This is a genomic window from Natranaerobius trueperi (assembly GCF_002216005.1).
Classification (GTDB): Bacteria; Bacillota; Natranaerobiia; order Natranaerobiales; family Natranaerobiaceae; genus Natranaerobius_A; species Natranaerobius_A trueperi.
In genome coordinates this window covers 1-25,062 of the sequence record NZ_NIQC01000013.1, presented here as the reverse complement: position 1 = coordinate 25,062, position 25,062 = coordinate 1, and the positions used below count along the sequence as shown (strand labels likewise).

Below are 25,062 nucleotides of genomic sequence, written 5' to 3'. Positions count from 1 at the left end.
TACCACTATTTGGTTGGTTTAGTTTGGAGGAAACTTTTTTTTTATGATTTTTTGTAAAAATTTCATTACCACTTTGAAAGTACCTCCTTATTCATAATCTATAATCATTTTTACCAATTTGAGAAAAAGTATGCATTTTTTTGATATGTCCCTTGATCTTTAGTTTTAAAAGTGGGTACTGATCTAAGTAAAGCCCAGGTATAAGGATGTCTGGGGTTAAAAGAACACAGGAGTATTTTAATGGTTATATAATAACTTTAGGAGGACTGATTAAAGTGAGTAACAAATTATCCGTTTCTTTGTTAGCTTTAATTATAGTTGTTTCATTAATGAAATTATTAACCTGGAAGAAGAGCTAGAAAATAAGAAAGAAACGGTACAAATTAAAGAAGATAAAATTCAAGAATTAGAAACAGAAATATCTGAAATGGAAAATCCCAGAACTTATGAATTAAAAATGGAATAGTACCAAATTTTTTTAGAGGCAGCTTTAGAAAGATTAGATGAGGGAGAAATTAGAGAAGTTGCAGAAAAAGGTTATCAGTATAGTATGGGGATTACGATTGAAAGGGAAGGTCAAAGAAATACCTTCAGATGGGAAAGTAGAAATTAATAATAAGAATTTTTCTATAACCATTGACGAAGCAGCTCCATTCACATTGGAAGGACTTGACGAAAATTTTAAAGAAAAGGTGAGGGCTAATAGACTGGAACAAGAGATAGATCAAGAAGAAAGTTCACCTTCCCCCCCCCCACTCAGGATGGTTAGATGTTAAAACAGAAGGTGTAGAATATGGATACAGGATTGGTTCAGGCGGGGGAGAACTTTACATTCTAGAATTTAAGGAAGTACCAAAAGATGAGACGGTAAAAATCAAAATTGTACCAGAACTTAAATAGCGATTAGGTCTGGAAACTAACATGCTAGAAATTGAAGTTTTAGAAGATTAATTTAAAGCGAGTTTTACTCGACAGGTCTTATAATCCATGTATAATATCTAATATCTGATTTATGTGCCTTAAAGCGGTAGCTAATTGCTATCGCTTTATTTTTTTAATTATAAAATCTCTAAAATTTAATTGTACACCTATTTGTACAAACTCATGCTTCGTACACTGAGTTAGAACTTGCGTTGATAGGGGACAAGACGGCGAAATGAATTAAATTCTGAAGCATGTTTACCATTTGTAAAAATTGATAATAATAAAGGGTGAAGGGGTTTAAATTATGATTAAAATGATTTTAAAGTTAAGCATATGCGGGTTTTCTACTAAAATCATTTTGGGCTAATAATGCTATTTTTCAGCTACGAAAGCAGGAATGTTTTGTTATTTATAGAATGAAAACACCATTACATATTATTTAAAAATAAAGAAACCACTGATAGGGGATGATTTAGAAGTAAAAGATATTGAAGAAGAAATCAAGATTTAAATGAGGTGAGGATGATTATGAAGCTGACTTTAGAAAAAGTAAAGGTTGATGATTTAGTTTTGGGTGGTAACACCATGATTAGCGGCACCACTTTAACCGTGAACAGAGACGAAATCATAGAAAAAATTAAGGAAGATGGACGGATTGCTAAAGTAAATATAGACACTGCGAAGCCAGGCGAATCTGTCCGCGTAATTTCTGTAAGAGAGGTGATTGAACCTAGAGTAAAAGTAGACGGTACGGGGGAGATGTTTCCCGGTATGATAGGCAAGATAGGCAGTGTCGGGGAAGGTGTCACCAAAGTATTCAAAGGTGTCACGGTAGTAACTACAGGAAAAATTGATGGGGTTAAGGAAGGCATTATAGATATGTCTGGTCCGGGAGCAGAGTATACACCTTTTTCTTGTACGAATAACCTTGTACTGGACTGCGAACCGATTTCTGGATTGGATAGCCACCAATATGATGAGGCCTTACGGTTGGCTAGTCTGAAAATTGCCCAGTATATCGGTGAAAAATGTCAAGAGGCAACAGCACAGGAGAAAGTCGTTTATGAAACCCTACCTGTAGAGCAACAAAAACAAAAGTACCCGGAACTGCCTAAGGTGGGTTACGTCTACATGCTTCAAAGCCAGGGACTCCAACACGATACGTATGTCTATGGTGTGAATGCCAAAGAAATACTACCCACTTATATTTATCCAACAGAAGTCATGGACGGTGCTATTGTCAACGGAAATAGTATTATAGCTTGCGACAATAACACCACCTACCATCATTTGAATAACCCCATCATTGAAGATTTATTTGAGTGTCACGGCAAAGAAATTAATTTCTGCGGCGTAATTATCACCAATCAGAACGTTACCCTGGCGGGCAAAGAGCGATCTTCAAATCATACAGCAAAATTGGCAGAGCAATTTGGATTTGATGGTGTCATTATTTCAAAAGAAGAGTACGGAAACACGGACACCGATTTGATAATGAATTGCAAGAAGATTGAAGAGAAGGGGATCAAAACGGTACTTGTAACAGATGAGTACGCAGGAAGGGATGGTTCTTCCCAATCCCTAGCAGATGCTGACCCGCAAGCGAATGCTGTAGTGACTACCGGAAATGCCAACGAAACGATCATGCTACCCCTTATGGATAAAGTGATTGGTGAAACCGATTCAACGGATCGGGTTGCAGGTGATTTTGAAAGTAGCCTCAAGCAAGATCAGAGTATCGAAGTAGAGATACATGCCATTATAGGGGCAACCAATGAATTAGGTTTTAATAAGATGGGAGCAACTGAATCCTAAATATCCATTTGGACTCGAAAGATGATAGATTATTGTTCACTGTAGCGGTAGCTATTTGCTATCGCTTTAATATTTTTATCCAAATCAACAATAAACTTTAACAGAACCATTAATTAAGGTTTAGTACCGAATATCTTGTTCATTTATTGTTTATTACATGCTTATCTATTTCAGTAGCTTTTATGACAGGTTGTACTCCAGAGGAATACAAAGTTGAGGTACAAGCTGTTCCTGAAAAAGTTGAAGAAATTAAAGTGAAGACACTTAGAAAAGTAAGTTTACGAAAACTATTGCAAAAAAAATCAAACCCTGGTATAAATTTGTGGGTTTGATCAATTATAAGTCAGTATTAAACAATATGACAAGCTACGTAATGATCTTTTTCAATTTCTTTTAATTTAGGGGTTGTACACTCGCAAATACTTTTGACATTTGGACAGCGAGAAGCAAATCGACATCCATCTTTGGGGTTAATTGGGCTAGGAATTTCTCCGTCCATTTTAATTCTTCTACTACTCATTGGGTTCTCTAAATCTATACTTGGTATAGCAGATAAAAGTGCCTTAGTATAAGGATGCTTTGGGTCTTTATACAATTTTGCGCTTGAAGCTAATTCCACTAAATTGCCTAAATACATAACTCCCACTCTATTAGAAATATATTGAACCATTGATAAATCGTGCGCAATAAATAGAAAAGTTAATCCTAATTCTTTTTGAAGCTTCATCAACAATTTAACAATTTGTGATTGAATGGATACATCTAAAGCGGAAATTGGTTCATCACATACAATGAACTCTGGGTTTACTGCTAAAGTTCTAGCAATACCAATTCGTTGCCTCTGCCCACCTGAGAACTCATGAGGAAACCGAGAAGCGTGTTCTTTATTTAAACCAACTAAGTCAAGGAGTTCATAAATTTTTTCTGTTTTTTCTTGGCCATAATATAGTTTTTGAACATTAATTCCTTCAGCTATAATATCACCAACTGTCATTCTAGGATTTAAAGAGGCATAAGGATCTTGTAAAATAATTTGTGCTCTCTTTTTAAAGGATTTCATCTCTTTTCTATCTGCTTTGTGTACATTTAATCCGTCAAACCATACACTTCCGGAAGTGGCCTCGTATAGTCCTAGGATCGTTCTTCCAAGGGTAGTTTTACCACAACCTGATTCACCGACTATTCCTAGGGTTTCATTAGGATATATGTCAATTGAAACATCGTCTACAGCTTTCAGAGTTCGATTTCTTTTTAAAGTGAAGAATTTACTTAAGTTTTTTACTTTAATTAATGGTTCCTTCATCAAATCACCTTCCTTATGCTTTTAGGAATATCAACTTTAGGAGCCATCGGGTGGTTTAACCAACATGAAACAAAATGAGTATTAGTTAAGGAATCATGTTGGGGTTTTGATTTTTTACATATGTTCATAGCATATTCGCACCTTGCTGCAAAAGCGCAGCCAGAAGGAGGGTCTAACAAGTCAGGCGGTGTTCCTCCTAATGAATACAACGTCCCTTGATCTTTAGTTTTAAAAGTGGGTACTGATCTAAGTAAAGCCCAGGTATAAGGATGTTTGGGGGAATTAAAAACTTCTTCTTTTGTTCCTCTTTCGACAATTTCACCTGCATACATCACCTGAATTCTATCTGCAACCTCTGCTGCGATACCTAAATCGTGAGTGATTAACATTACTGCAGTATCTAACCTGTCTTGCAATTCTTGTATTAGTTCTAAAATTTCTGCTTGAATTGTAACATCTAAAGCTGTAGTTGGTTCATCTGCTAAAAGAATTTGTGGGTTACAGGCTAAAGCTATTGCAATGACAACCCTTTGTCTCATACCTCCTGAGAACTCATGGGGATATTGTTTAATTCTTTCGTTTGCATTAGGTATTTTAACTAGTTTTAAAATATCAACAGTCTTCTTTAAAGCTTGCTTTTTGTTCATGTCTTGATGAATAATAAGGCTTTCAGCTATTTGTTCTCCCACTGTCATAGTAGGGTTTAAATAACTCATGGGATCTTGAAAAATCATTGATATGTCTTTGCCACGAAATTTTCTTATTTTTTTTTCATTCATAACTGTAAGATCTTTCTCTTGAAAAACCACCTTTGAAGACGATCCTAACTCAGTGATATTTTCCGGTAGTAGTTTTAAAATAGATTTAGCCATCACGGTTTTTCCACAGCCTGATTCACCAACAACTACTAATGTTTCACCTTTGAACAAATCAAAAGATACTCCTCTTACAGCTTTGATTTTACCTGCGTATGTATTAAAAGATATTTTTAAATCTTGTACTTCTAAAATTTTTTTCATAATTTACCCCCCTTATTTATTCTCTCAATTTAGGGTCTAATGCGTCTCTTAACCCATCACCTAAGAGCTGGAATGATAGCATTGTTAAGCTAATCAGCAATGCTGGAAAGAACAATTGATAAGGATAAAACATCATATGTTGTTGTGCACTAGATGCCATAGCTCCCCAACTCGTCATTGGTGATTGGACTCCAAGTCCTATATAAGATAAAAATGCTTCTCCAAAAATAAATGAAGGTATGTCAAAAGTTGCTGCTACAACCATTACCCCAATGGTATTTGGAATTAGGTGTTGAGCAATGATTCTAACTGGGCTTGTCCCTAATGCTCTAGCAGCTAATATATATTCTTGTTGTTTGATTTGCAAAACTTGTCCCCTTACTAATCTCGCCATATGACACCAACCTGTTATGGTCATAGCAATTATTAATGAAAGTAAGCCTTGACCAATAATAAGAGAAACTAAAACCACAACAACTAAATAGGGGATACTGACTAATGTTTCTACTATACGCATCATAATATTATCTACTTTACCCCCAAAGTATGCAGAAATGCCTCCGTAAGTAAGTCCAATTATGATATCTATAATAGCTCCGATAATTCCAATACCGATAGAAACTCTTCCACCCATCCAGACTCTTGTAAAAATATCTCGTCCTAAACTATCAGTTCCAAACCAATGTTCTTTAGAAGGAGGTTCATTATTATTTGAAACTTCACCGATGTTATACTCATACGGTGTTAAATAAGGTCCAATTAAGCACATTATTATGATAAAAGAAAGTATGCATAATGCAACAATAGCAACTTTATTTTTTTTTAAACGCCTCCATGCATCTTGCCAATAAGTAGTACTTGGCCTTGAAATACTTTCACTTAGACATTGTGTTTGTTCTAAAAATTGAAACTCATTTTTAGTTAGTTGGTCTTTTTCAATATTATGTGTACTCATACTATACCTCCTATGAATCATTAGATACCTGAATTCTTGGGTCTATAATAGCATACAAAATATCAACTATAACTAATGAGAATATGTAAAGGGAAGCAATAAAAATAGTTTGTCCCATAACCATTGTGTAATCACGATCAATGACCGAGGTCACAAAATAAGCACCAAGGCCAGGTATAGAAAAAATTCGTTCTATTACAAATGATCCTCCAAAAATCATAGCTAATTGTGGACCTAATAGTGTTACAATTGGTAAAATGGCATTTCTTATAACATGTTTTCGAATTATACGAAATCTAGAAGCACCTTTTGCTTGAGCAGTTAATATATAGTCCTGATGAAGGACATCTAGACTATTAGCCCGCATGTATCTTGCATACCTAGCTAGAGGATGAAAGCACAAAGCAATAGATGGGAGGATAGTATATTCGAAGCCACCCCAACCTGTTGTGGGTAACACTCCCCATCGAATTGCAAAAAAGTATTGTAATACTGAAGCTACAACAAAACTAGGGATAGATATTCCTAATATCGCTATAAACATGACAAAGTAGTCTGGCCAGTTACCTCTGTTAATAGCTGCGATAACCCCCAAAATGACCCCCAAAGTAACACCAATAAAAATAGCTTGGACCCCAAGTCTAGCCGAAATAGGGGCATAACTTATTATTGTGTCAGTAACACCTCTTCCTCTATAACTCAAAGACTCTCCTAAATCTTGGTCAACAATTACATCCTTCCAAAACTGTTTATATTGCATAGGGATTGATTGGTCAAAACCATACTGCTCAAAAACTTGTTGTCTTTGTTCTTGGGGTAATTCTTCTGTCATTCTTTCAATTGGATTTCCTGGTATAACTCTAACTAGTATGAAAGTTAGTGTTGTTACAATTAATAATGTCAATACTGCATATGCAAATCTTTTAGCAATAAATTGTATCATAATAGTCCCCCTTTCAAATTTGTGAAGTAATTAACGACATACACCAACAATAGTAACATTGAACAAGCACTTTTTGTAATTGTTTATGTCTATACTTGTAGACTAAAACATAGAAAGTTACGATTTGTTGTGTACTTTGAAGCGTGTTATATTTAATCTAGTTTTGTTATAACAATCACATAAATCAAATTAAAAAAGGGGGCCTAATTTATGAGCAAGAAAAATGTTTTTGTAGTTTTACTATCAATGCTTTTTGGAAGTTTATTACTATCAGCATGTGGTGGTGAAGCTGATACTTCTGAAACAGACCAATTAGACGAAGTAGAACAGGTGCTAAACCTTGCATTAGCGGGAGAGCCGGAATCACTAGATGTGGCTAAAGGGTCGGATAATAACTCTGCCCAAGTATTAATGAGGGTGATGGAACCTTTAACTAGGTTAGAAGTAAATGAAGAGGGTGAAACAGTAGTTGTTCCTGGAGCTGCTAAGTCATGGGAAGTTTGTGATGATGGATTGGAATGGACTTTTCATTTACGTGATGCTAAGTGGTCCGATGGTGAGCCATTAGTTGCTGAACATTTTGAATATGGAATAAAAAGAATTCTTAATCCTGAAACTGCATCACCAAACTCTACATTGTTAAATCCTATAAAAAATGCATCCAAAGTTTCTCGTGGAGAGTTAGCTGTCGAAAAAGCGGGCGTTGAAGCTACAGATGATAAGACTTTAAAAATTACTCTAGAAGATCCTGTTCCATACTTTTTAAGCTTAACGACAGGGAGAGCTATCATCCCACAAAGAGAAGATATTATTGAAAAGTATGGATCCTCGTATGGTACACAAGCGGACAAGATAGTGTATTGTGGCCCTTTTAAGGTAGATGAATGGGTTCACAATAGTAGTGTTACTTTGTCGAAAAATGAAAAATACTGGGATAATGAATCTGTTAATTTAGAAGAAGTCAATTTAAAAATAATTAACGAAGAGAGTGCTTTAATGGGAGAGCTTCAGAATGGAAATATTGATATTGCTACTGCCGGAAGTATTGAATGGATAGAACAATTAGATGAACATGATAGTCTTAAAAGTTCTACTCAATTGATCCCTAGAACTTCCTATGTATTCATGAATCACGAAATTGAATTATTTTCTAACAGAAAAGTAAGACAAGCTTTCTCTATCGCCTTAGACCGCGAAGAAATTCAGGATAATATACATGATGGTATTAAGGAAGCTGCATATGGTTGGGTAGCTCCTCCAGTAGACATCGAAGAAGGTGTAAGTTTTCGAGATCAAGTCGGTACTGCTCCATTAAAAGAGCTGATTGATGAAAATAATGACCCTAAAGCTTTATTCGAAGAGGGATTAGAAGAGTTAGGGAAGGATCCAAACGATATTACAGTAACAATTATGTTACCTAGTGGTCAAGGAGAAGATTTCGCAGAATACTTACAACAAGTCTTTAGTGAAGAATTAGGCATAACAGTAGAGTTAGACCCAGCAGAATGGCCGGTATTTCAAGAACGTAACCGAGAATTAGATTATGAAATGGGCTTTAAATCTTGGGGAAGCCACTATAATGATCCTGCAGGGTTCTTAGATTTATGGCTGAGTGATAACGATACTGTTCCTATTGGTTGGGCATGTTCGGATTATGATGAATTGGTTCTAGAAGCTGCAGTAAGTATGTGTGAAGAAGAAAGACTTGAAAAGTTTAAAGAAGCAGAAAAATATTTATTAAAAGAAGAAAGTGCTATGATTCCTTATGCATATCATACTGAAAACTTATACAAGCATGAATATGTCAAAGGTGTTATGCAACCTGACTTTGGAATGTTGACAATTAGAAACGCTTATATTGAGAAGTAAACTAAAGTATTCTCAAGGACTGATTATTATAATATTAGTCCTTGAGATAATATCATTGAAACAATATTTTATTAAACGTTTAAAATTAGCGTAATCTAAGTAAATTATAATTTGAAAGGGGATATTAAAGTGAGAAAAAATTTATTGTTGTTAGTTCTAGTTTTAATAGGTGCTTCTATTTTAACTGCTTGTGGAGGAGAAGAAACAGATAAGTCAGATTCAAGTGAAGTGAGTGGAAAAAGTGAACAGGTTTTAAATGTATCAATTAACTCCGAACCCGATACATTAGATGTAGCAAGAGCCTCTGATGTTAATGGATATACAGTGTTAATCCAGTGTATGGAAAACCTAACGAGATTAGAAGTCGATGAAGAGGGCAATGATGTGGTGGCTCCAGGGATAGCTAAATCATGGGAGACATCTGATGATGGTTTAGAATGGACTTTCTATTTAAGGGATGCAAAATGGTCAGATGGAGAACCTGTAACAGCAGATGATTTTGTATACGGAGTACAAAGGACTTTAGATCCTGAAACCGCTTCTCCAATTGCTTCTCAATTAACACCAATAAAAAACGCTGAAGAAATTATTAACAATGAGTTAGATGTTTCAAAAGCTGGTATTGAAGCTATCGACAAAAAAACTCTTAAAATTGAATTAGAAAAACCTCAAGCACACTTCATTGACCTTACATATGATAGGATGTTCCAACCTCAGAGAAAAGATGTAGTTGAGGAACATGGTGAATCATATGGTACTGAAGCAGATAAACTAGTATTTAATGGACCTTTTGTTATAGATGACTGGGTACATAATAATATAATTACGTTATCTAAAAATGAAAAATATTGGGATAAAGATTCAGTTAATCTAAATGAGATTAATATTAAGATAATTGGTGAAGAGAGTGCCGTAATGGGTGAATTTATAAATAGTAATATAGACGTTGTTGATGCTAGTAGTGCAGAATGGATTGATAAATTGGACCAAGAAGATGGCTTAAATAAGTTGCGAGACCATCAAGTTAGAACTTCTTATATGTTCTTTAACCAAGAAAACGAATTATTCTCTAATAATAAAGTTAGACAAGCTTTTTCTATTGTTTTAGATAGAGAAACTATACAAAATGATATTTATCAAGATTTATATGAAGCAGCTTATGGATGGGTTGCTCCGCCAATAGATATTGGAGATGAAAATTATAGAGAGAAGGCAGGAGATCCAGTTAAAGATCTAATTGAAGAAAATCCTGAACCAAAGGAGTTATTAATTGAAGGTTTAAAAGAACTAGGTAAGAGTGAAGAGCCAAGTGATATTACAGTTGAATTAATGACACCAAGTCAAGAAGGTAGAGAATTCCCAGAATTTTTACAACAGCTTTATAATGAAGAATTAGGAATAAATATAGAAATAGACTCAGCAGAATGGCCGGTATTTCAAGAAAGAAATAGACAGTTAGATTATGAGATGGGATATAAATCAAGAGGAGGTTATTATAATGATCCTTTAACCTTATTAGACATTTGGGTTACAGGAACTGGAATAATTCCTACCGGGTGGTCTAATGAGAGATATGATAGATTAATAGAGAAGTCTTCTACAAGTATCGATAACGAAGAACGATTTGAGATGCTAAATGAGGCTGAACGAATTTTACTAAAAAAGGATGCTACTATAGCTCCATATTTATATCATATGAGAAACATTTATACTCATGAATATGTTGAGGGAGTTATGCACCCAGCATTTGGACCACCTTTATATAAATATGGTTATATTGATAAGTAATGATTCGGTAAAGTTTATATGAAAAATTAAATCTTTTGCTCGTTTTTAGGGACATAGAAAGAGTGATTCAGCTCTTGTTGGCTCGAGAGTGTAAAATAAACGGTGTAAACCTTCCGAAATGATGTATAAAAAAATAGAATGGGAGGTTTGCACCGTTATGAATTTAATAGACAAAAAAAAGTAAGAGAAATGATGAAACAAGGTAAACTAAAAGATGTAAACGACATTACCGAGAAAAGGAAACTACAAATAGTCGAAATGGAAAGAGAGAAAAACAACTAAGGTCAAATTATGGCAATATAGAAGTCGAAGTACCAAGAGATCGTGAAGGCGAATTTGAACCACAACTAGTGAAAAAGAATCAGAGAGATATATCAAGTATTAAGTATGTATGCAAAGGGTATGACGGTAAGAGATATACAAGCTCATTTACAAGATCTTTATGGCGTAGATGCTTCATCTACATTAATCTCTGGAATAACAGATAAAATAGTTCCTTTGATTAAAGAATGGCAAAATCGTCCATTATCAAGAGTCTATGCACATGTAGTCATGGATGCCGTTCACTACAAAGTGAGACAAGATGGTCGAATAGTGAATAAAGCAGCATATATGGCTATTGGGATTGATTTAGATGGTATGAAAGATGTCTTAGGTATTTGGATAGGAGAAAATGAAAGTTCTAAGTACTGGTTAAGATTATTAATGAATTAAAGAACCGAGGAGTAGAAGATATTTTAATTGTATCAATAGATGGTTTGAAAGGTTTTTCAGATGCAATACATGCTGTTTACCCAAGTGCAGAAATTCAAAGCTGCATAATTCACCAAATTAGAAATAGCACAAAGTGTATATCATATAAAGACCGAAAAGAATTTTGTAACGATCTTAAAAATGTTTATAGAGCACCGACTGAGGAAGTAGCTTTAACAGAGCTAGATAACCTTGAAGAAAAATGGGGAAGTAAATATGAAATATCAATTAGATCTTGGAGAGATAATTGGGACAAGCTCTCTGCTATGTTTAAAATCCCGAAGAAGTTAGAAAATTAATTTATACTAATAATTCTATGGAAAGCTATAACCGTCAATTGAGAAAAGTGACTAAATCAAAGAGCATCTTCCCAACAGATGAATCATTATTAAAAATGCTTTATCTTGCGATTATGGATATCACTAAAAAATGGACTATGAGAACAAAAAATTGGGCTCAGATACTGGGACAACTAAGCATTTATTTCGAAGGACGAATATGAGAAAATTTTTCTTTGGTAGTTGTATACTAGGAGTTCTTTACTCACTAGTTACCATATAACAACAAAAATGATAAATCGAGGGAGATGATCCCCTTATCTAAGGAACTCCCTCGATTTACCCATGATTTTATCCTGTAATTAAATTATTCTTATATGCATTATCGGAATGTTTACACCAATTACTTGACAGACTCCTTGGCTCAGCACCTAAAGATAGAGTAGAACTTATAGTCATGATGAAAAAAAAGTGGCTTTACCGCATTTAGGGTAAGAGGGATATTTATGAGGTTTATTAGGGCCTCTTCTATCTCCGCCCTCAGCTAGAGTCGGGTGCAACTGACGGAAACATTCTTTACATTGATACTTTTGATGACCATACTTATCAAAAGTATACTTATAAAACTTGTCAGAGTGGTTGTTATTGCATCTAGGGCACACAACTTTAGCCATGAATCAGTCTCCTTTATCCCTGAGGGTTTTTTTGGCCTAAGAACATTTTAACTCCGGGCCGGAGACTGATTCAAATATCATACAATTTAATAAACTTAAGTAGTATTAAGGAGGGTAAATTATGAAAAAGAAGTTTTTAATTTCTATTTTATCATTAATGATTTTAGTTAGCTTGACTTTATCTGCTTGTGATAATGATGAAAAAACATCAACAAATGGAGAAGTAGAACAGGAACTCAGTCTTTCGTTAGCAGGTGAACCGGAATCTCTAGATCCAGCTATAGGTTCAGATAATAATTCAGCTCAAGTAATAGAACGAGTGATGGAACCTTTAACTAGGTTAGATGTTAAAGATGATGAAACTGTAATTGTTCCAGGAGCAGCAAAATCATGGGATGTATGTGAGGAAGGGTTAGAATGGACCTTTCATTTAAGAGATACTAAATGGTCTGATGGTGAACCCTTACTTGCTAAACATTTTGAATATGGTATTAAAAGAATTCTTGATCCTAAAACAGCTTCACCAATGTCATCTTTTCTATATGATATAAAAAATGCTTCTGAAATTGCAAGTGGAGAACTAAATGTTCAAAAAGCTGGAGTAGAAGCAATTGATGACCACACATTAAAGATTAAACTAGAAAATCCTGTACCTCATTTTTTACATTTAACATCAGGAAGTACTATGACCCCACAAAGAAAAGACATTATTGAAAAATATGGTTCTTCTTATGGTACTGAATCTGATAAGTTAGTATTTACTGGTCCTTTTAAAGTTGATGAATGGGTCCATAATAACAATATTACGTTAGTTAAAAACGAAAATTACTGGGACAAAGATTCAGTTAAATTGGAAACTGTGAATATGAAAATTATTAACGAAGAGAGTGCTTTAATGGGTGAGTTAAAAAATGGAAACGTAGATGTTGCTACAGTGGAAAGTGCAGAATGGATAGAGGAATTAGATAAACACGATGATCTTAAAAGCTCTACTCAATATCTTCCGAGAACAGGCTATATTTTCATGAATCAGGAAATAGAACTTTTATCTAATCCAAAAATAAGACAAGCTTTTTCTGTTGCTATAGACCGTGAAGAGATTCAAGACAATTTTCATCAAAATGTAAATAGAGCTGCATATGGCTGGTTAGCACCTCCCATTGAGCTTGATGGTAAAAGCTTTCGAGAACAAGTTAGTATAGATCCTATCACGGAGTTGCTTCAGGAAAATCCTGATGCTAAAGCTCTTTTTGAAGAGGGATTAGAAGAGTTAGGAAAAGAAAAAGAACCTAGTGAAATCACACTTGAAATTATGCTACCTAGTGATAGGCAAGATTTTGCAGAATACTTACAACAGGTTTTTAGTAAAGAATTAGGAATTAATGTAGTATTAGATTCAACAGAGTGGCCAGTATTTCAAGAACGAAATAGAGAATTAGACTATGAGATGGGTTTCAAAGGAGCTCATGCACCTTATAATGATCCAAATTCTCTATTAGAAATATGGAAAACAGATGCTGATATCATACCTACAGGATGGTCATGTTCTGAATTTGATGAATTAGTCGATAAAGCGGCATTGAGCCTTTGTGAAGATGAAAGGTTTGAAAATTTCAAACAGGCTGAAAGAATTTTAGTAAAGGAAGAAAGTGTAATAATTCCTTATGTTTATTATACGGAGAATACTTACAAACAAAAATACGTCAAAGGGATTACACAACCAGACTTTGGTATGATGGGAATTAGAAACGCTTATATCGACAAATAAGGTGAGCTAAAAAGTTGTAACTAATATATACTAGATGTCTTGAATAGCAGAACAAAAAATTGGGTTTAAATATTGGACTATTAAGCATTTATTTTGAAGGATGGATATAAGAAATGAGGGAGAATATTCATTTCAAGGAAAAATCTTGACAAAATTTATCTTTTAAAACTAATAAAGCAGCGTGCAAATTATAAACTTTTTACACAAAAAATTGCATATCTCCCTAATGTGTAATAAATACCATCATATGTAAATAATTTCTTCCTTGTGAATTAATAAAATAAAAATAACCAACTGTCATTTCAATGCGACAGCTGGTTATTTTAATAAACTGTAAGTTTTAACTAAATTTCATTTCCCTAATGTTATTTATTTTGTAACTTAGAAACTAGTTCCTCACTAAAAGTTTGTAGAGGTCCTCTCAAACTATCCATTTTGCCCTCATCGGCATATGTAGCAAAATCATGTTTTAAAGGAAGTTTTGCAGTTAGATCCAGCCCTACTTCATAATTATTTTCGTCAACTTTGCTCTCCCCAAACACCTGTATTTTCTTGCCACAATCCGGACATTCTAAATAGCTCATATTTTCTACTATCCCCAAGACAGGCACTGATAGCATTTCAGCCATTCTATAAGATTTTTTGACAATTAAATCAACCACATCTTGCGGAGAAGTTACTATCACTATTCCTGACAGATCGATTTGCTGCATAACAGTTAAAGGTACATCACCTGTTCCTGGAGGTAGGTCTAAAATTAAATAGTCCAATTCACCCCAGGCTACATCTGTGTAGAACTGACTAACAGTATTGGCAATTAACGGTCCTCGCCAGATCACGGGATCATCCTTCTTTTCTGTAAGCACATTTATTGACATTACTTTAATACCATTTTCTGAAGATACTGGTAAAATATTTTCATCTTTATCAGCCATGGGTTTTTCGTTTTCAACACCAAACATTTTTGGAATACTAGGGCCAGTAATATCTGTATCTAAAACTCCCACTCTATAACCTTTTCCTTTAAGCGTAGAGGCCAACAAAGAACTTACAAATGACTTACCAACACCACCTTTTCCACTCATAACCGCTACAATGTTCTTGATACTAGAACCTTCATTTGTAGATAGTTTTTCCATACCCATTAGTGATACCCTCCTAAAGTAATTGAAATAATTCAATCTAATAGTGAATCTAAAAATAAAATTTTGGTATATGCTAATTTTATTTTAACCCTATATTTGGTATATGTCAATTACTTAAGTCCTAATTAGAAATTCTATTACTATATTACTTAATGTTGACACTCCACACGCCAGACTGTCTAACAATTAAGCAATAAAAAAGATGATATTAGCCATCGCTGTCGAATTTATTATAGTAAAGGAGTTGATGGCGATGGCATTTATTGAAAGTGCAGATAGAAATCAAATTAAGTTATTTTCAAATACATTAGATGACTATGTTACTGAAGATAACCCTGTAGAGTAATTGAAGCTTATGTTGATAGCCTAAATTTAGAAGAAATTGGTTTTAAAAGAAGACCAAGATATGAAACAAGTTATGGATGAAAAAGTTGAAAGTTACAAGTCTAGGATTGATCAACTTAATTCCCTCAAAAAGGAATTCAAAGACGAGGGAATAAAGCAGGTCTGTTTAACCGATCCTGAAGCTAAATCTATGAAGAATAATGGAAAATATGAAGTCTGTTATAATATGCAGGCAGTAGTAGATAACAAATATAAATTCTTGGTAAACTTTGAAATAGTAAATGATATAAATGATCAGAGTCAATTATCAAATATGGTAACAAAAACAAGGAGTATATTCAGTGATCAAAAAATTACGGCACTAGCAGATACAGGGTATTTTAATATGTCTGAAATACTTGGTAGAGCATTTAAAAATAGATGCGTATGGTCTTTTTCACACTCGATTGTACTCTATTAAAAAAATAGGGCTTTCATCCCACGAATGAAAGCGTGGGATGAAAGCCCTAATACTGTAAAACTAAGAAATTAATCATGTAAGATATAAATGTTGGTCTGCTAAAGTTGCCATTTTCAAGCTTTTTAAAGATTGATATAACAAAAAATAACATGGGTGTTTAAGAGTGGAAATATGAAGAACAAAGTGATCTATTTTATTTGTAACTTATATACAAAAAGTCCTTAATAACAGAACAAAAAATAGGACAAATACTGCAACAAGTGATTATTTTAAAGGACAGATAGTAAGGAAATCTTCTAACCTGTTCTTCCATAGCACCATCAACAGCTAATGTTCCGTTTTAATCAAATACAACATTTTCAATAAAATATTCTTCTCTACCTGGAATCTCAAGTCTTAATATATCCCTTTTATTGTATAATTGCAATTGCTCTTACTGGAGCTCCATCAGAATTTTGTGTTTTTAAGGGTAGACAGTAAAATGTAAAGCTATTTTCTAATTTCTCTAAGTTTGTTAAGTTTTCAATTATTAATAGTTTATTTTTTAAAAGTAAATGGTGGATAGGTAAATGGTCGTCTTGAGCTCTATCCATAGAAATAGCATCTACTCCAATTCCTTTAAGATTAAAGTTATCTATTAACCACTTTGCTGCTTTAGTAGTTAAGACGGGATAATCATGATAATAGTCATCTTTTCCCCATAATTTATTCCACTCAGTATTAAATAGTAGAAAATCAGCTGAAGATATATCTTGTTCATGATTTATTAAAATATCTTTAGAAATTTCATAATTACTTTTTACATTTATAACTGTTCCCTTTCCAATAAAATCATCTATATTGAAATCATCTAATGATATATCATCTTCAAAAATATGTGAGGGTGCATCTATATGAGTTCCAGTATGTGAAAACATGGTAATACGTTTTTCAATAAACCCATCTGTTTCTAGAGTATTTGAAGTCTCGAAAACAGGGGGGGTAGTTCCTGGATAAACCGGCATTTTATCATGAATGCTATGTGTTAAATCAATTATATTCATAATCATTCCACCTTTTTAAAATTCAGTTAATTATTAGTGTAGATCATTTATAATATAATGTAAATATAGTAAATGAATAGTTTTATCTTTATAATAGGTTTTCACTATTTTATTTGGTCTATTTCATGGTCTAATTTTAGACGTGGTTAGAAAATAGCAATCACCTTCTATAATATTTTCAGAGTCCTAAGTGGGCTCTTTTTTTATAAATTTTCATAATGTTTAAAATTAGCAACATACTAAAAAAGATAAGATAATTAATAAAGTTTAATTTACCCTAATACTGCTAAAGGGGGGAAATAGAATGATAGATTATAAAGATAAAATAACTATAGGGATTGTTGCTGGTATTTTAGCAAATATTATTAAAAACATTGTTGGAATTATAAGTTGTGTAACTGGTCTTAAGGAGTATCATATTTGGCAATTTGCTACATCAGCTATTTTACCTGTGGAAAAAATAAACACCTTGAGTTCTATACTTGGTGCTTTTACAGACTTTTTATTGGCTTCAATGTTAGGAGTTATCGCAGTTTATTTTATCTTTTACGTAGGGTTTGAGAATTATATTTTAAAAGGAATATTAATTGGTGGTTTTGCATGGATAAGTATATTTATAGTAGCTGTTAGACTTGAAATTAGTAGACTTGACCCTAATACTGTAAGTGGCAGCTTTGCTTTTTTATTTAATCACCTTTTATTAGGAATATTAATAGTTTACTTTATAAAAACATTAGGAAAAAATACTTTTTAGAAACCTATCTACTAGGATTTTTTTAATAAATTAATTGGGTGGAAGTAATAACTAAACAAATAGCAGAAGGTAAGTTCAGAATAGAAGAAATAGCAACTGATAAAATATTAAATTTTTTCATAAAGATACTTTTCATGAATCAAACAAAAGCTGGTAATAAAATACTTAAATATTTACAAGAAAGAAAAACAGAAATTGAAGAGGTGTTGTTTTTTAAAGTAAGGTAACATTCATTTGTATTAATATTTAAGGGTTAATGGATAGACAAACTGAGGTTGAGAAGATTCTCAGTGCTCCCTACACTGTAGTGAATATACTACAGTGATATTGCTACCGAATAGTGGTTTAGTACAAATATAGGTAATTGAAATAAGCCTGTCAAACTCGATCTTGTTTTTAAGAGAAAGAGTTGGCAGGCTTTTTGAATGTATATATAAGTTAATTCGAACTTTAAAGAAGGAGGGGCGATTTCTTGAATTATGCTATGTTATCTAGGATTTTTATAAAAAAGTTGATTATGAAATTTTAGAAAAAACCTAGAGGATTTTTTTAGTAAAAAATTGAAATAAATGCTCGGATAGTAATCATAAGCTGTTAGTAAAATTAACAGAACAACAAAATGAAGAATATTTAGAATTTTTTAACTTGAATTTAATTCTAACAATCACATAAAAAGGAGGCGATATCAAAGTTTAATTATTCGAGGGTCTAATTACAAGGAGGGTTAAATAATTAGCGATATTAGAATTCTTAATTATCAATTGTTATCTAGCTTATTTTATGATGTACCTAATGAACTGCAATTAAAAGATTATTTATTAATCACTAAGAGATTGTCTGAAATTTGTGATAAAGACACACGAAATGAACTTCACTTTTTAAATAACCGAATAGAAAGTGTTTTAGATAAAGATTTAAACCAAATAGCAGTTGAATATTCTAAACTTTTTTTACTTCCTAACGGTGTAGTTCCGTATGCATCGTGTTATCTTGATGGAAAAAAATTATTAAAACAAGAGTCATGGGAACAGGTGAAAGATTTTTACATGAAGTTGGGTTGGAAAATAGATGAAGATGAAAATTATTTAGCAGATCACATAAGTGTAGAGCTCGCTTTTATGGCAAAACTTGTTGAGGAGTGTGATAAGAAAGTACAAAATCAATTTTTTAACTCGTTTTTAATAACGTGGTTGCCTAGTTTATTTCAAGATATTAAAAATAAAGAAATATCTTATTTTTATTATGCTGTAGCTTGTTTTGGTGATGCTTTTATAAAAAAAGAGCAAAATAGAATTTGGGATGGGGGGGTTAAGAATGGATGAAAAAGTAGCGGTAAACCGTAGGACATTTATAAAGACTGCTGTTGGTACAGGTTTGGCTATGGGGACAGGTTTAAAGGTGCCTAACTTTGTTAAGGCAAAAAGTAAAGAACAAAATGCTTTATATGAAAAAGGCGCTAAAGAAGTCCCAACAGTTTGTGGAGTCTGTAGTGGTGGGTGTGCTGCAAAAGCATATGTAAAAAATGATAGAGTTAAACAACTAGTTGGAAATCCTAAAGATCAAGCAGCAGGAGGAAAACTTTGCGTAAAAGGTTATAACTCAATAGAAACTTTGTATGATCCAGATAGAGTAAAATATCCAATGAAAAGGACAAATCCTGATAAAGGAATTGGGGTTGACCCCAAATTTGTAAAAATATCTTGGGATGAAGCATTAGATCATATAGCAAATAAACTTAATACAATTGTTGATGAATATGGACCAGAAGCTTTGATGTTTATCATGAGAAGTAATCCATTTTCTTCTAGGTTAGGTAAAGCTATTGGAACTCCAAACTTTATTTCTCATCAAAGTACTTGTTTTACAACACAAGAAGTGATGTGGCGTTCAATGGTTACTGGGGGCGGAAAACCTTGGACTTATGATCTAGAAAACAGTAATTACATTCTTTCCTTTGGGTGTGACTTATTAGGAAAGGCAAAGAACATGCATTTAAGAAATACTGCAAGTGCTTTAGAAAATGGTGCTAAATTAGTGGTGCTAGATCCAAGAAAGTCTACTACCGCTTCTAGAGCACATGAGTGGATTCCTATAAAACCAGGTACTGATTTAGCTTTTGCATTAGCTATGATAAAAGTTATAGTTGAAGAAGATTTATATGACAAAGATTTTGTGAATAAATACACAGAGGGGATAGACGAGATTAAAGAATTTGTAAAGGACTATACACCTGAATGGGCAGAAAAAATTACTGAGATACCAAAAGATACGATAGTTAAAATAGCAAGAGAATTTTCAAATAATAAACCTGCTTTTATTCCAAGTCATAAAAGAGATGCTGCTGGTCCTAATTATTCTAATAGCTCTAGACTAGCTCAGGCTCAAATTATTTTAAATGCACTAGTTGGTAGTATAGATAGAAAAGGAGGGGCTATTTTATCAAGAAATCCTGGTTTTCCTGGATTTGATGAAGTTTTTCCATCACCTGAATTTCCACAACCAAAAACACAAAGGATTGATGGCTTTGAACAGCATCCAATTATATCAGAAATGTATAGAGGTGACTTTGCGACTCTAGCTGAAGGGATTTTAACAGAGAATCCTTATCCAGTAAAAGCAGCTTTATTACGGGGATATACTACACTTAGTTTTCCTAATGCTAAAAGAATGACTAAAGCTCTTACAAAGCTAGATTTTCTTGTTACTTTTGAAATTTTACCATCAGAAGCTGTACAGCTTTCAGATATAGTACTTCCTGAACCACACTGGTTAGAAAGTTCAGGGTTTAGTGATAGGGGGTATCATTGTCTTCATCCTCAAGTTGCAGTACGTTTACCTGCAAGTGAAAGGCTACACGATACTAGAGGTTTTAGTTCTATCATTACTGATCTCGCTAAAAGAATGGGTTATGGAGAATATTTCGAAGGTGTATCAGGAGAAAAGTGGAATGACAAACAACTTAAAGGTATAGGTACTAGTTGGGAAGAGCTTTCAAATGACCCAGATGGGCTTTGGAGTAAACAACTACCTTTTGAACCAACGACAGAGTTTGACACTCCAAGTGGAAAAATCGAATTATATTCTACAGTATTAAAAGAAAATGGATATGATCCACTTCCATACTGGAAGGCAAAACGAGAAGAGCCTAGTGAAGAGTATCCCTTTTATTTTATAATTTCTAGACCTTCAGTTCATAAAATGCATAGTACTCAAAATAATCCTATAGCTAATGAAATTAGTCCCGAAAACCATGCGGTTATGAACTCAAAAACAGCACTAGAATTAGGTATAAATGATGGAGATGAAGTAATTGTTGAGTCTAAAGTTTCTCAAATAAAAGTTAATGCAAAGCTTATAGAGGGAATTAGACCTGATTGTGTAATGGTTAAACACGGATTTGGAAGATGGAGTAAAGAACTTTCTGTAGCACACTCAAAAGGTGCTAATGAAGGTGATCTGATTCCTGATATGACTGTAGATGAAATGCGAAATATAAATGATCCTGGAGCTGGAGCATGTATGTCAGACTTCTGTGTTAAAGTATTTAAAGCTTAAAATAATGAAGTTAAATTAATAGATGAAAGGAGGCAAAGCTAGTTACTATGGTTAATTTACAAGATTATACTATGTTATTTGATGAGTCAATTTGTGCTGGATGTGAAGCTTGTACAGTAGCATGTAAACAGATACACGAACTTCCAAATGAAGTTTTTCGGACTAAAATGGCTGAAATTGAATGGGGAGATTTTCCAAATGTAGCTTCTGTATTTAATAAAAATGCTTGTTATCACTGTGAAGATGCTGCTTGTATCAAAGCATGTCCTACTGGTGCTTGTCATAAGTCAGAAGAAGGTTTAACTGTCATGAATAGTGATGTATGTATTAACTGTAATTGGTGTGTCACTAGTTGTCCATTTGGTTATATAGCTCCTGATAGATCTAATGGAGTCATGGAAAAATGTAGCATGTGTGAAGAAAGGCTTAGAGAAGGTAAAGACACTTTATGTAAGGAAACTTGTACTACTAGAGCAATTAAAGGAGGTTCTAGAGATGAGATGATAAGATATGGCAGGAAAAGGGTAGAAAAATTAAAAGAACAAGGTTTTAATGAGGCTAACTTGTATGGTGAAAAACAATTAGGTGGGTTAAAGGTTTTATCGGTGTTAAGGTATGATCCTGAAAAATATAGCCTACCAAAAGATCCACAAATACCATTAAGTCTTTCTTTGTGGAACAAATTACCACTTGGACCAACTGTATTAATAGCAGGAGGTTTTTTAGTAGCTTTTAATTTCTTTCATAATCGAAAGTTTAAAGATAAGATCAATAAATCCACTGATTCAGATGAATATGGATCAGAATAGTAGTTTAAAGGGGGGTTAAAGTGTGGAAGTAAAGAGCTTTGTCGGAGGAGCATATATTCCCCATTATAAAGAGTTTACTGAAAAAAAGAAGATAACGAATTTTCTAGTTCCTGAGCGTGTAGTTATTCCTTTAAGTCAGCATATTGGCGCTCACTGTGAAAGTCTAGTTCAAAAAGGAGACAAAATTAAAGTTGGGGATAAAATAGGTGACTCAGATGAGTATATAAGTGCTCCTGTTCATTCAAGTGTGACAGGTGTAGTAGAAAAAATAGAGAAACGTCCTATTTATGATGGGTCAGAGGTTTCTTGTGTGGTAGTTAAAACTTCTAAAGAACAAGAGCAATCTTTTAAAGATGTTGCCAAGAGAAATATTGATGAAATGAATATTGATGAGTTAAAAAAAGCTATTAAAGAAGCTGGGATTGTCGGAATGGGTGGTGCCTCCTTTCCAACATATGTTCAAGTGAACCAATCAAAAAAGATAGATACACTAATCATAAATGGTGCAGAATGTGAACCTTTTTTAACCTGTGATCATCGTCAAATGGCAGAGTATGCAAAAGAGCTTGTAAAGGGAGCAAAAATAATGGCTAAAATTATTGAAGCTGATAATTGTTACTTCGGTATAGAAGTTAATAAACCAGACGCAATAGAAGCACTTAATCAAGAAACTAAAAATATAGAGGGATTTGAAGTTGTACCATTAGATTGTAAGTTTCCTCAAGGTTATAAAACGAATATTATAAAAGCTGTAACTGGAAGAGATGTACCTAGAGGTGCTAGATCGGCAGAAATTGGTTGTTTAGTAAGAAATGTTGGGACTACTGTAGCTATCTATGAAGCATGTGCGTACAACAAACCACTATATGAAAGAGTTGTTACTGTAACAGGACCAAAGGTAAAAAAACCAGGTAATTATATTATCAGAGTTGGTACACCAGTAAAATTTATATTAGAACAAGTTGGTGTAGAAGATTTAGATGAATCTACTGTAGTTATGGGAGGGCCTATGACAGGAGCAGCCCAAAGCCATTTAGATGCCCCAGTAGTTAAAAACACTACAGGTGTGATTGTTTTACCATCTGAAATATCTAGAATGCAGAAAGATCATTACGATTGTGTTAGATGTGGTAAATGTGTAGAGTACTGCCCTATGCACTTATATCCAAATAAACTAAGTATTTACGCTGAAGCTGATATGTTTGATGAATGCGAGAAGTGGAATGTAACTGATTGTGCTGAATGTGGGTTATGTGCCTTCGTGTGTCCTAGTTATAGACCCATAATCAAGTATATCCAAAAAGTAAAGCCAATTATTAAAAAGAAAAATAGGTAGATAAAAGGAGGGATAAATGTGAGTGAACCCAATTTAAATATGGCGTCCCCTCACTTAGATAGTGGGATAAAATTAGAAAGTGCCATGAGGGATATAATGCTGGCACTAGTACCTGTGACACTAACTTCAATATATTTTTATGGGGCGCAAGCAATATTTTTAATATTAGTTAGTATTACATCTTCAGTGTTAACAGAAATTGTAGCTAAAAAACTAAAAAGTGAACAAATAACGATACAAGATGGAAGTGCAGTACTAATCGGTTTATTTATAGGATTATTGTTATCACCCTTCTCATCTGTTTGGCGTGCTGTATTTGCTAGTGTAATTGCAATAGGTATTGCTAAAGAATTAGTAGGTGGACTGGGTTGGAATTATTTTAACCCGGCTTTGTTTGGATATGTAATAACCTTGATATTAGCACGCTTTTTTCCATTTTTAGCTAGCTCTGATATAAAAATTACGTCTGTTGATGGAATATCCCAAGCGACACCTTTAACAATGATACAAACACAAATGGACCCTCCTGCAATTTGGGAGTTACTATTAGCATATCCAGGAGGAGCGTTGTCTGAGACATCTGCACTAGCAGTTATTCTAGGTGGTGTTTATTTAATATATCAAAAACACATAAACTGGCGGATCCCTGTCAGTATTTTAGCTACAAGCTTTCTATTGGTACTTCCCTTTGATGTAAATCCAGTTTATTTTATACTAAGCGGTGGATTAATAATGGGTGCATTTTTTATGGCGACTGATTGGGTAACTTCTCCAGTTAATAATAAGGGTATGATAATTTATGGAATTGGTATAGGTGTATTAATAGTTATGTTTAGAATGTTACTCCCACCGACAGGAGGAGTAGCACTGGCTATACTAATAATGAATGTGTTAGTACCTCAAATAGAAAATGTGACTAAACATCCTTCACTAGCAGAACCCAAATTTGATAAGTTTCCTGGTTAAAATAAAACGGCTCAGCTATTACTGAGCCGTTTTAGTATGTTTGCCCTGCATGGGCGGTGTCTAGGCGGTGAAAGTCCGCTACAGGCTTGGTGGTAGGAACTGTTAGCAAATGGCAAGGGCGTCCATCGCGAGGTGGAGTCTGAAGGAAGCCTAATGCAAACTCTTGGTCTGACGAATAGAAACCACATACAAGGCATACGTGGGGTGGATGAGTGTGCATATCAACACAAAGTCCAATACCACCCGAACCCCACGGTGTAAATGTGGCAGATGTATGAGAGGAAAGGTACCGTTCTTAACAGGGGAGGTCTTACGGGGGTTGCCGACAAGAGGGTTTAACCAACAACCCACAGCGACAAATCGTGCAGTGATGCACGGTTGAACCGTAAGAAGTCAGCCGAGGTCATAGTACCGGATACGGGAAGGACCGAATAATGGTAGTCTTTTAAACTAGAGAGAAGGTGAGATACTGTAAAGAGAGCAGAAAACTGTGAAAACAGGCTACCCTTACAAGGGTATGGTGGAACCAGAGAGTACCAAGGAAGCGCGGAGTACTAACT

The 25,062-nt window shown here is 33.9% G+C and carries 23 protein-coding genes and 2 pseudogenes; 17 read left to right on the top strand and 8 right to left on the bottom strand.

The genetic code is table 11. The annotated features are described in order from the left end of the window. Positions 1-110: 110 nt before the first annotated feature. The gene (locus CDO51_RS15350; protein WP_420811485.1) at positions 111-230 is read right to left on the bottom strand and encodes an ABC transporter ATP-binding protein; all 120 of its coding nucleotides are present in this window, start codon (positions 228-230) and stop codon (positions 111-113) included. A gap of 273 nt (positions 231-503) precedes the next feature. On the opposite strand from CDO51_RS15350, the gene CDO51_RS07010 reads away from it, so the two are divergent. The 3 genes from CDO51_RS07010 to CDO51_RS13780 all read left to right on the top strand — a co-directional run bounded on the left by CDO51_RS07010 (position 504) and on the right by CDO51_RS13780 (position 3,071). Next, entirely contained in the window at positions 504-776 is a 273-nt protein-coding gene (locus tag CDO51_RS07010; RefSeq protein WP_158212367.1) for a hypothetical protein, read from the top strand. Positions 777-1,452: 676 nt separating this feature from the next. Then, positions 1,453-2,739, top strand: a complete 1,287-nt coding sequence (locus CDO51_RS07005; protein WP_089023590.1) for a glycine/sarcosine/betaine reductase component B subunit — start codon at positions 1,453-1,455, stop codon at positions 2,737-2,739. 146 nt (positions 2,740-2,885) lie between these two features. Next, positions 2,886-3,071, top strand: a complete 186-nt coding sequence (locus CDO51_RS13780; protein WP_158212366.1) for a hypothetical protein — start codon at positions 2,886-2,888, stop codon at positions 3,069-3,071. 17 nt (positions 3,072-3,088) lie between these two features. On the opposite strand, the gene CDO51_RS07000 is transcribed toward CDO51_RS13780, so the two are convergent. Genes CDO51_RS07000 through CDO51_RS06985 form a run of 4 tightly spaced genes read right to left on the bottom strand, consistent with a single transcriptional unit; the run spans position 3,089 to position 6,959 of the window. Beyond that, positions 3,089-4,045, bottom strand: a complete 957-nt coding sequence (locus tag CDO51_RS07000) for an ABC transporter ATP-binding protein (protein ID WP_420811484.1) — start codon at positions 4,043-4,045, stop codon at positions 3,089-3,091. Beyond that, positions 4,042-5,061 carry an ABC transporter ATP-binding protein gene (locus CDO51_RS06995; protein WP_089023588.1) on the bottom strand — a complete coding sequence of 340 codons (1,020 nt, stop codon included), beginning with the start codon at positions 5,059-5,061 and terminating at the stop codon, positions 4,042-4,044. Before CDO51_RS06995 ends, CDO51_RS07000 begins: the two co-directional genes overlap by 4 nt. A gap of 16 nt (positions 5,062-5,077) precedes the next feature. Beyond that, a complete protein-coding gene (locus tag CDO51_RS06990) occupies positions 5,078-6,016 on the bottom strand; it encodes an ABC transporter permease (protein WP_089023587.1) in 939 nt (312 codons plus the stop codon). 10 nt (positions 6,017-6,026) lie between these two features. After that, positions 6,027-6,959: an ABC transporter permease gene (locus CDO51_RS06985; RefSeq protein ID WP_089023586.1), complete on the bottom strand. Its 933-nt coding sequence runs from the start codon at positions 6,957-6,959 to the stop codon at positions 6,027-6,029. 210 nt (positions 6,960-7,169) lie between these two features. On the opposite strand from CDO51_RS06985, the gene CDO51_RS06980 reads away from it, so the two are divergent. The 4 genes and pseudogenes from CDO51_RS06980 to CDO51_RS15345 all read left to right on the top strand — a co-directional run. Further along, positions 7,170-8,828 (top strand): peptide ABC transporter substrate-binding protein, encoded by a 1,659-nt coding sequence (locus CDO51_RS06980; RefSeq protein WP_089023585.1) that lies wholly within the window; start codon positions 7,170-7,172, stop codon positions 8,826-8,828. A gap of 129 nt (positions 8,829-8,957) precedes the next feature. Continuing rightward, positions 8,958-10,616 (top strand): peptide ABC transporter substrate-binding protein, encoded by a 1,659-nt coding sequence (locus tag CDO51_RS06975; protein WP_089023584.1) that lies wholly within the window; start codon positions 8,958-8,960, stop codon positions 10,614-10,616. 147 nt (positions 10,617-10,763) lie between these two features. Further along, the gene (locus CDO51_RS14960) at positions 10,764-10,898 is read left to right on the top strand and encodes a hypothetical protein (RefSeq protein ID WP_276207002.1); all 135 of its coding nucleotides are present in this window, start codon (positions 10,764-10,766) and stop codon (positions 10,896-10,898) included. Continuing rightward, a pseudogene (locus tag CDO51_RS15345) lies at positions 10,835-11,871 on the top strand (IS256 family transposase); the annotation flags it as partial. The gene CDO51_RS14960 and the pseudogene CDO51_RS15345, both read left to right, overlap by 64 nt. A gap of 203 nt (positions 11,872-12,074) precedes the next feature. On the opposite strand, the pseudogene CDO51_RS06950 reads toward CDO51_RS15345, so the two are convergent. Continuing rightward, a pseudogene (locus CDO51_RS06950) lies at positions 12,075-12,321 on the bottom strand (IS6 family transposase); the annotation flags it as partial. 121 nt (positions 12,322-12,442) lie between these two features. On the opposite strand from CDO51_RS06950, the gene CDO51_RS06945 reads away from it, so the two are divergent. After that, positions 12,443-14,089 (top strand): peptide ABC transporter substrate-binding protein, encoded by a 1,647-nt coding sequence (locus CDO51_RS06945; RefSeq protein WP_089023579.1) that lies wholly within the window; start codon positions 12,443-12,445, stop codon positions 14,087-14,089. A 365-nt stretch (positions 14,090-14,454) separates the two neighbouring features. On the opposite strand, the gene CDO51_RS06940 is transcribed toward CDO51_RS06945, so the two are convergent. Beyond that, positions 14,455-15,234, bottom strand: a complete 780-nt coding sequence (locus CDO51_RS06940; RefSeq protein WP_089023578.1) for an Mrp/NBP35 family ATP-binding protein — start codon at positions 15,232-15,234, stop codon at positions 14,455-14,457. 202 nt (positions 15,235-15,436) lie between these two features. Between CDO51_RS06940 and CDO51_RS13775 the strand changes: the two genes are divergently transcribed. Beyond that, on the top strand, positions 15,437-15,580 hold the full coding sequence (locus CDO51_RS13775; RefSeq protein WP_158212364.1) for a hypothetical protein: 144 nt from the start codon (positions 15,437-15,439) through the stop codon (positions 15,578-15,580). A 60-nt stretch (positions 15,581-15,640) separates the two neighbouring features. Beyond that, entirely contained in the window at positions 15,641-16,039 is a 399-nt protein-coding gene (locus CDO51_RS06935; RefSeq protein WP_089023577.1) for a transposase, read from the top strand. A gap of 410 nt (positions 16,040-16,449) precedes the next feature. On the opposite strand, the gene CDO51_RS06930 is transcribed toward CDO51_RS06935, so the two are convergent. Beyond that, positions 16,450-17,082, bottom strand: coding sequence for a cyclase family protein (locus CDO51_RS06930; protein WP_089023576.1), 633 nt, complete (start codon positions 17,080-17,082; stop codon positions 16,450-16,452). A 304-nt stretch (positions 17,083-17,386) separates the two neighbouring features. Between CDO51_RS06930 and CDO51_RS06925 the strand changes: the two genes are divergently transcribed. From CDO51_RS06925 to CDO51_RS06895, 7 genes are all read left to right on the top strand, one after another. After that, positions 17,387-17,836, top strand: coding sequence for a hypothetical protein (locus tag CDO51_RS06925; protein ID WP_089023575.1), 450 nt, complete (start codon positions 17,387-17,389; stop codon positions 17,834-17,836). 38 nt (positions 17,837-17,874) lie between these two features. Continuing rightward, positions 17,875-18,063, top strand: a complete 189-nt coding sequence (locus tag CDO51_RS06920) for a hypothetical protein (protein ID WP_089023574.1) — start codon at positions 17,875-17,877, stop codon at positions 18,061-18,063. 534 nt (positions 18,064-18,597) lie between these two features. Then, the gene (locus CDO51_RS06915; RefSeq protein WP_158212362.1) at positions 18,598-19,158 is read left to right on the top strand and encodes a TorD/DmsD family molecular chaperone; all 561 of its coding nucleotides are present in this window, start codon (positions 18,598-18,600) and stop codon (positions 19,156-19,158) included. Continuing rightward, the gene (locus tag CDO51_RS06910) at positions 19,151-21,391 is read left to right on the top strand and encodes a molybdopterin-containing oxidoreductase family protein (protein WP_158212361.1); all 2,241 of its coding nucleotides are present in this window, start codon (positions 19,151-19,153) and stop codon (positions 21,389-21,391) included. Before CDO51_RS06915 ends, CDO51_RS06910 begins: the two co-directional genes overlap by 8 nt. 47 nt (positions 21,392-21,438) lie before the next feature. After that, positions 21,439-22,200, top strand: a complete 762-nt coding sequence (locus CDO51_RS06905; RefSeq protein WP_089023571.1) for a 4Fe-4S dicluster domain-containing protein — start codon at positions 21,439-21,441, stop codon at positions 22,198-22,200. 22 nt (positions 22,201-22,222) lie between these two features. After that, complete coding sequence (gene rsxC / locus CDO51_RS06900; protein WP_089023570.1) at positions 22,223-23,536, top strand: electron transport complex subunit RsxC; 1,314 nt, start codon at positions 22,223-22,225, stop codon at positions 23,534-23,536. 18 nt (positions 23,537-23,554) lie between these two features. Further along, positions 23,555-24,502 carry an RnfABCDGE type electron transport complex subunit D gene (locus CDO51_RS06895; protein WP_089023569.1) on the top strand — a complete coding sequence of 316 codons (948 nt, stop codon included), beginning with the start codon at positions 23,555-23,557 and terminating at the stop codon, positions 24,500-24,502. Positions 24,503-25,062 lie beyond the last annotated feature (560 nt).